Source organism: Myxococcus sp. CA039A, from assembly GCF_013336645.1.
In the GTDB taxonomy this organism is placed as follows: Bacteria; Myxococcota; Myxococcia; order Myxococcales; family Myxococcaceae; genus Myxococcus; species Myxococcus llanfairpwllgwyngyllgogerychwyrndrobwllllantysiliogogogochensis.
The window spans coordinates 46248-52669 of record NZ_JABUMQ010000031.1 but is presented as its reverse complement, the minus strand read 5'-3'; the positions used below and the strand labels follow the sequence as shown (position 1 = coordinate 52669).

The 6422-nt window shown below is 70.8% G+C and carries 6 protein-coding genes; 3 read left to right on the top strand and 3 right to left on the bottom strand.

Going from position 1 to position 6422, the window contains the following annotated elements; genetic code table 11:
* Positions 1-257: helix-turn-helix transcriptional regulator (locus HR086_RS07695; RefSeq protein ID WP_174465256.1), on the bottom strand; the 257-nt coding region annotated here is incomplete at its 3' end.
* 195 nt (positions 258-452) lie between these two features.
* Here HR086_RS07695 and HR086_RS07690 point away from each other — a divergent pair.
* The 3 genes from HR086_RS07690 (at position 453) to HR086_RS07680 (ending at position 4958) form a co-directional block, all read left to right on the top strand.
* Positions 453-863, top strand: coding sequence for a hypothetical protein (locus HR086_RS07690; protein WP_174465255.1), 411 nt, complete (start codon positions 453-455; stop codon positions 861-863).
* A gap of 185 nt (positions 864-1048) precedes the next feature.
* The gene (locus tag HR086_RS07685) at positions 1049-2944 is read left to right on the top strand and encodes a ribonuclease R family protein (RefSeq protein WP_174465254.1); all 1896 of its coding nucleotides are present in this window, start codon (positions 1049-1051) and stop codon (positions 2942-2944) included.
* An 85-nt stretch (positions 2945-3029) separates the two neighbouring features.
* Positions 3030-4958, top strand: coding sequence for a tetratricopeptide repeat protein (locus tag HR086_RS07680; protein WP_174465253.1), 1929 nt, complete (start codon positions 3030-3032; stop codon positions 4956-4958).
* Between the two features lie 6 nt (positions 4959-4964).
* Here HR086_RS07680 and HR086_RS07675 read toward each other — a convergent pair whose 3' ends face one another.
* Both HR086_RS07675 and HR086_RS07670 read right to left on the bottom strand, forming a co-directional pair.
* Complete coding sequence (locus tag HR086_RS07675) at positions 4965-5699, bottom strand: hypothetical protein (RefSeq protein ID WP_174460335.1); 735 nt, start codon at positions 5697-5699, stop codon at positions 4965-4967.
* 121 nt (positions 5700-5820) lie between these two features.
* Complete coding sequence (locus tag HR086_RS07670) at positions 5821-6315, bottom strand: YkgJ family cysteine cluster protein (RefSeq protein WP_141641849.1); 495 nt, start codon at positions 6313-6315, stop codon at positions 5821-5823.
* Positions 6316-6422 lie beyond the last annotated feature (107 nt).

Sequence of the window (6422 nt, the reverse complement as noted above, 5' to 3'; positions counted from 1 at the left end):
GGTTGGGGTGGGCGCTTGCGGCCGGGGGGCGTTTCGATGGTGGCGTCCAGGGCGAGCAGCGCGTGGGGTGGGACGTGGAGCACGGTGCACAGGCCGCGCAGGGTGTGGATGCTCGGGAGCATGTGGCCGCGCTCCAGGCGGGCGTACACCTCACGGGCCACACCGAGGCGCTCGGCGACGGCGGCCTGGGTCAGTCCCAGGTTCCTTCGGGCCATCCGCGCGGACAGGCCCAGGTGGACTCCAAGCTCGGTCTTCATTCGTCGCCCGTCGGGAAGGACGCGGGGCTCGCTCGCCACCGCAAAAGGGCACCCTACTCCGCGCTCCTCGCGGGACGCACCCTCCGTGAAGACTCTGTCGTGGCACCATGTGTGACGGAGGTGTACCCGTGACGCCGTGGACGAGGGCCGGGGCTCGTGGTCCGAGGCCTCGGTGGCACCTCGGGGAACACCTGTGTGAGAACGGGCCGACGGCCGCTGGAGGGAGTGGCCCGGGAAGAGGGCTCGGCGATGGGTGTGAAGACGGTGCGGTTCGACTTCGAGAACACGCTGGACACGTCGGTCGACGTCTGGTTCGAGCCCTCGGGGATGCCGTTCAAAATCCCGCCGGGAGGCCGCCTCGACGTCATCTGCGAGGGACCGGAGGAGGGAGAGCTCGAGGTGGAGCGTCACCCCGAGGGCCACGTCACCCTGTACGCCTGGTGGGGCGCGTGGTTCCGGGTCGTCGAGGAGGGACGCGTGGTCTACACGGAGGAGGGGATGCGCGCCCCGCCCCTTCCTCGGGGTGTCTCCATGAAGCAGATGGTGGAGACGCTGTTCGGCCCGCTCGAGAATCGACGGGCGATGCTCGACAAGCCCAAGGAGTAGGGGCGTCAGGAGAGACGGTGGCCGCGCGTCCTGGCCGGCGTTCATCTCAGGTTTCCGCGCTCCGGCGAGCACAGGCTCCTTACGAGAGTCGGCCCCGGAGCTGCCCCCCCTTTCACTTCACACTCCGCGCGTCCCTCCTGCCCGTCCCTCGGTGGACCTGGGCTAAGACGCGCTCCCAAGGTTCCATGGATACTTCTGTTTCTCCCCGCGCTGTCACCGGCCGTATCGACGTTCACCCCCGGGGCTTCGGCTTCCTCACCGTGCAGGCGCCCGGCACGCAAGAGGTGCTGTCCGCCTTCATTCCTCCTTTTGACCTCAACCCGCTGCTGGCCGGAGACATCGTCACCGGCACCGTGACGGCGGGCGCGGACGGGCGCTGGACGGCCAGCGGGCTGACGCTGGTGGAGCGGCCCCGCACCCGCGTCTACGGCGAAGTCGTCGCCCGCAAGGGCCTGTTCTACCTGCGCATCGACCGCGAGGTGGGCAACGCGGACTGGGTGCTCGACCCAGGCACCACGCGCGTCCAGCACGGCGACGCGGTGGTGGCGAGCATCACCGACGGCAAGCTCTCGCTGCTCTACCGCATCGAGCCTGGAGAGGACCGCTCGCTGGAGCGCATCATCGCCCGGCACGCGCTGAGCAAGGACTTCTCCCCCGAGTCGCTGGAGGACGCGCGAGTCGCCCGCGAGGTGCCGCACGAGGTGGGCGCGCGACGTGACCTGCGCGACGTGCCGACGGTGACGGTGGATGCGCCGTCCACGCGAGACATCGACGACGCGATTTCCGTGCTGCCCGCGGGGCCGGATGGAGCGCTGCGACTGCTGGTGTCCATCGCGGACGTGAGCGAGCTGGTGAAGGAGGGCACCGCGCTGGATTCGCAGGCGCGCGAGCGGGCCACCAGTGTGTACATGGCGGGGCGCGTGCTGCCGATGTTGCCGGAGTCGCTGTCCTCGGACTGGCTGAGCCTGGTGCCGGGCAAGGAGCGACGCTGCCTCACGGTGGAGTTGCGCATCGACCCGCAGGGCCGGGTGACGGCGGCGGACGTGTACGAGAGCGTCATCCGCTCCTGGGCGCGGCTGAACTACGAAGAAGTCGCGGCCTTCCTGGACCGGGGTGAGGTGTCCGCGCCCATGGAGCCGGTGCGGGACGTCATGCCGTGGTTCCGGTTGGCGGCGGCGCGACTGGCGGTGGCGCGCGGCGCTCGCGGCGGCATGGAGTTCGCGCGAGATGAAGCGCGGTTCACCTTCGACGCGGCGACGGGCGAACTCTCCGGACTGGTGAACGAGCAGCCCACGTCCGCGCACGGGATGATTGAGCGCTTCATGGTGGCGGCGAACGAGGCCATCGCCATGTGGATGCTGGTGCGCGGCCTGCCGGGCGTGTTCCGCGTGCATGAGCAGCCGGACCCGCTGCGCGTGGCGGACCTGAATGCGTTCGCGGAACACTCGGGCTTCGCGGCGGGCTTCGGACGCGAGCTGACGCCGCTGGCGCTGACGGCGTTCGACCGGCAAATCGCGGGTGCGGCGGCGGAGCCCGCGCTGCGCTCGGTGTTGCGGCGCTCGCTGGGCCCGTCTCGCTACACGGTGAAGCCGGGGCCGCACTTCGGACTGGCGGCGCCGCTGTACCTGCACTTCACGTCGCCCATCCGTCGGTACGCGGACCTCGCGGTGCATCGCACGCTGAAGGGCTACCTGCACGGCCGCCGCGACTACCTGGACGAGGACCCGGAGATGGAGGCGCTGGCGGTGCACATCAACGCGCGCGCCCGCGCCGCGAATCGCGCCGAGGCGGACCGGCACCACGTGCTGGAAGCGCGGTGGTTGGCGGGGCACGTGGGCAGGGAGTTCTCCGCGCGCCTCGTCCGGGTGCGGCCCTTCGGGCTGGTGGCACAGCTGGACGGCATGTTGGTGGAGGGGATGTTGCCGGCGGAAGGACTGCCGGGCGGCCCCTTCCGTCCGGATGCGCGCGAGCTGTCCCTCGTCGGCAAGACGCGGACCTTCACCGTGGGCATGCCGGTGAAGGTGAAGGTGGCCGCCACCGACGAGCAGCTTGGCCGCGTGGAGCTGTCCCTGGTCGAGTAGGCGGACGCACGGCGGGCTTCCCGCTCGCCCCCCAAGGGAAGGTCGCCGCCCTTCGAGCGGGGGGCGATAGACTCCCGCCCTCTTCATGAGCGAACCCTCCCCTCCCGTCGTCGAGGACGCGCGCGCCCGCTTGCGGCGCCGGGCCGTGCTGCTGCCGTTGCTGCTGGTGGCGCTCGCGTACGGCAACGCGGTGCGAGGCGGCTTCGTCTGGGATGACCACTCGCTCATCGAGGAGCAGGAGGTGGTGCGCGAGCTGGCGCCGCTGCCGGACTACTTCACGCGGATGTTCTGGAGCGACCCGATGGGCGTCTCTCGCGGCTATTACCGGCCGCTGGTGACGCTCGGCTACGCGGTGGAGTACGCGCTCTTTGGAGGCGCGCCCGAGGGCTTCCACCTGATGAACCTGCTCTTCCACCTGGTGGTGGTGGCGTGGGTGTTCCTGCTGTGCCGACGAGCGGGTGCCTCGCCCTGGGGCGCGGCGGTGGGCGCCGCGGCGTTTGGTGTCTTCCCCCGGTTGACGGAGTCGGTGGCGTGGATTGCCGGACGCACGGATGTGCTGGCGGCGGTCTTCACGTTGGGGGCGCTGCTCGTGTACCGCGCGGACACGGCCTCACGGCGCTGGGGCGCGGCGGCGCTGGTGCTGCCGGGCCTGCTCTGCAAGGAGGTGGCGGTGGCCGGCGTGGTGGGGCTCGTCGTGCTGGAGCTCACCGCCGTGCGCGCGCGGGAGCGCCGCTTCGGACAGGCCGTGCGAAACCTGCTGCCCATGGGCGTGGCGCTCGCGCTGTATGGCGGCCTGCGGTTGAACGCGCTGCGCTCGGACGTGCGGGAGCTGGATGCGGGAGCCTCGTCGGGGTTGTCGCTGCTCGAGCGCGCCGAGGCCGGGCTCGCCGCGCTGGGGCACTACGCGGTGATGCTCGTGGATGCGCTGCGCCCGCGTCTCCAGCAGGGAGTCCTGGGCGAGCATCCCCTCGCCTGGGTCCTCTTGGGCGCGGGGGTCCTCGTCGCGCTGGGGCTGTCCCTGTGGAAGTGGGGAGGCCGGCTCACGCCGCTGGAGAAGGCCGCGTTGGCGACGGCCGCGTGCGCGCTGGCGCTGGTGCTCCATGCCATTCCCCTGGGCCTGCACACGTTGGCCTCGGACCGCTTCCTCTACGTGCCCGTGGCGATGGGCGTGGTGGCGCTGGCGGCACCGCTCGAGCGAGCCGCCCGGTTGCGTCCGAGGGCGGGGCTGGCCGTGGCCGTCGTGACGCTCACGGCCTTCGCCGGGGCGACGCACCTGCGCAACCGCGACTGGATGGACGAGCTTCGGCTGTGGCGGGTGGCGGAGCAGGTGTCTGGCCCCGATGACGCCTTCGTCCAGCAGCAACTGGGCGGGCTCTACATGGAAGCGCACCGGTACGAGGAGGCGCTCGGACACCTGCGCCAGTCGGTGCGCCAGAAGAGTCGCTTCACGGGCATCAAGGGCTACAACAACCTGGCGCTGTGCCTGACGAAGCTGGGCCAGCACACGGAGGCCATCACCATTTTTGAAGACATGGTGCGACAGCAGCCCGGTTACCGGAGAGGGCATCTCAATCTGGCCATGGCCTTCGCGCGCGCGGGGCGCTTCGACTCCGCGCTCACTCAGCTTCAGCGATTGGAGTCGATGTCCCCGGGTGACACCGTCATCCCGGAGCTGCGCGCGTTGTTCGAGCGCTCGCGTGACACCCTGGCCCGGCTTCCGCGCGGGACGCCGGGTGGGGTGGAGGCCGCGTCGGTGGCGGAGACACGGGCGAAGTTGTTCCAGGAGCTGGGCGCGCCCCATGAGGCGGCGCTGAGCTGGGAGGCGGTGCTGGGCGCGAAGGATGCGACGGCCGAGCAGCGCTTGCAGGCGACGGGCTTCCTCGTGTTCGAGGGAGACCTGGGCCGGGCGAAGCGCGCGCTGGAGTGGCTGCGTCAGGCCCGGCCCGAGGATGAGCGCCTGCCCCTGCTGGAAGAAGCCCTGCTCGCGCGCGCGTCGCTCGATGCGTCACGGTGAGCGGGACTACCCGGCGACCGTCAGTCCCTCGGTCTTCGCCAGCAGCGTGTCGTGGCTCACCCAGCCGAGCAGCCCGGTGGAGGACTTCACGAGGTAGACGAACGACGTGGAGCGTCCGCCCTGCACGGAGACGGGCGCGGCGGCGAGCACGAGAATCTTCGATGCCGCCGCGAGGGTGGCCACGGGCTTCTTGTCGGTGCGCGAGTGGGTGATGGGGAAGCCCTCTCGCACGGTGGCTTCCTGGCCGACGTAGTACAGCTCCTGCGGTACCAGGGAGAGCTTGCCGGCCTTGGCATCCAGGGCGAACTTGTCGCGCCGGTTCCAGAACTGCTCCCAGCTGTCGGAGAGGATGATGCCGTTGCCCTTCACCTCGGTGAGGGCGTGGACGCTGCCCAGTGCCTTGAGGCTCTTGCCATCGAAGGCGTAGACGGTGGTGAGCCGGTCGTTGTCCGTCATGCCCGTGTGCACGGCGACTTCCTTGCGCTTGTCGCCGCTGTCCACGTCGATGATGGAGAGGCCGAGGACCTCCGAGTCCGTCTTGCCGCGGAGCGTGGCGGTGCCGGCGGTGAGGACGAACTCCTCGTCGCCCTCCTTCCACTTCACGGCGATGGCCTCCGGCTTGCCGTCGCCATTCAGGTCGGCGGACGCGGACTGCGTGGGGAGCTCGTCACCGGCCTGGGCCAGCGGCGCGCCGAGCAGCGCGAAGGTCGTCACGGCGAGGGCGGGAAGCTGCGTCTTCATGAAAGGGACCTCGTGAGGGCGCGGGTGCCGCGTGCATGCGAGCGCGTGACAGTCCCGGGCGCGGAAGCGGATGCGCATCGTATCCACGCGGGCCCACCAGGCACCTGGATTCCCACCGACGTCAGCCGCGACGGCCGAAGCGTCCGCGGAAGTGCTTGTCGAGGTAGTACTCGGCGCTCGCGTAGGCGTCCTGGGCCTTGGAGGACAGGGGTTGCTCGGGGTGGGCCTTGGCGGCGCGGCGGGCTCGCTGCATCACCGAGCGAGGCTCGCCTTCGGTGGCGGGAGGCAGCTCTCGTGCGATGGCGTCCACCCATGCGTGTGCCTGGTCGACGATGCCGAGCGCCTCGTCGAGCGTGACTTCCTTCTCCGACAGCGCGGCGAAGAGCTGGCAGTGGTAGCGGCGGCAGCTCCCCGGGCGGTCCGCATAGACGGTGCACGTGCGCCCATCCAGCGCGGAGCAGTGCTGCGCGAGCGCGGGAACTCCGTCCTCGCGCCGGTCGAGGGGCACTCCGCGCCGCTCCAGTGCCTGGGCTTCCTCTGGTTGGAGCGAGACGTGGGTGAAGAGGGTTCCGTCGCAGCACATGCCGCAGCGCAGGCAGAGGGTGGACAGGGGCATGGGGCCTCGGAACGGGAAGGAATCCCTCCACTAACCCGTCGCGCGACGACGTTCCATCGCGGCGAGGCGGGGAAGGCACGCACGCTCCCTCGTCCGCGAGGCGCCCG

Excerpts from the sequence above, each read along its gene's own strand:
- HR086_RS07675 (WP_174460335.1), bottom strand. The coding sequence starts at position 5,699 with ATGAAGACGCAGCTTCCCGCCCTCGCCGTGACGACCTTCGCGCTGCTC.
- HR086_RS07680 (WP_174465253.1), top strand. The coding sequence starts at position 3,030 with ATGAGCGAACCCTCCCCTCCCGTCGTCGAGGACGCGCGCGCCCGCTTG.
- HR086_RS07685 (WP_174465254.1), top strand. The coding sequence starts at position 1,049 with ATGGATACTTCTGTTTCTCCCCGCGCTGTCACCGGCCGTATCGACGTT.
- HR086_RS07670 (WP_141641849.1), bottom strand. The coding sequence starts at position 6,315 with ATGCCCCTGTCCACCCTCTGCCTGCGCTGCGGCATGTGCTGCGACGGA.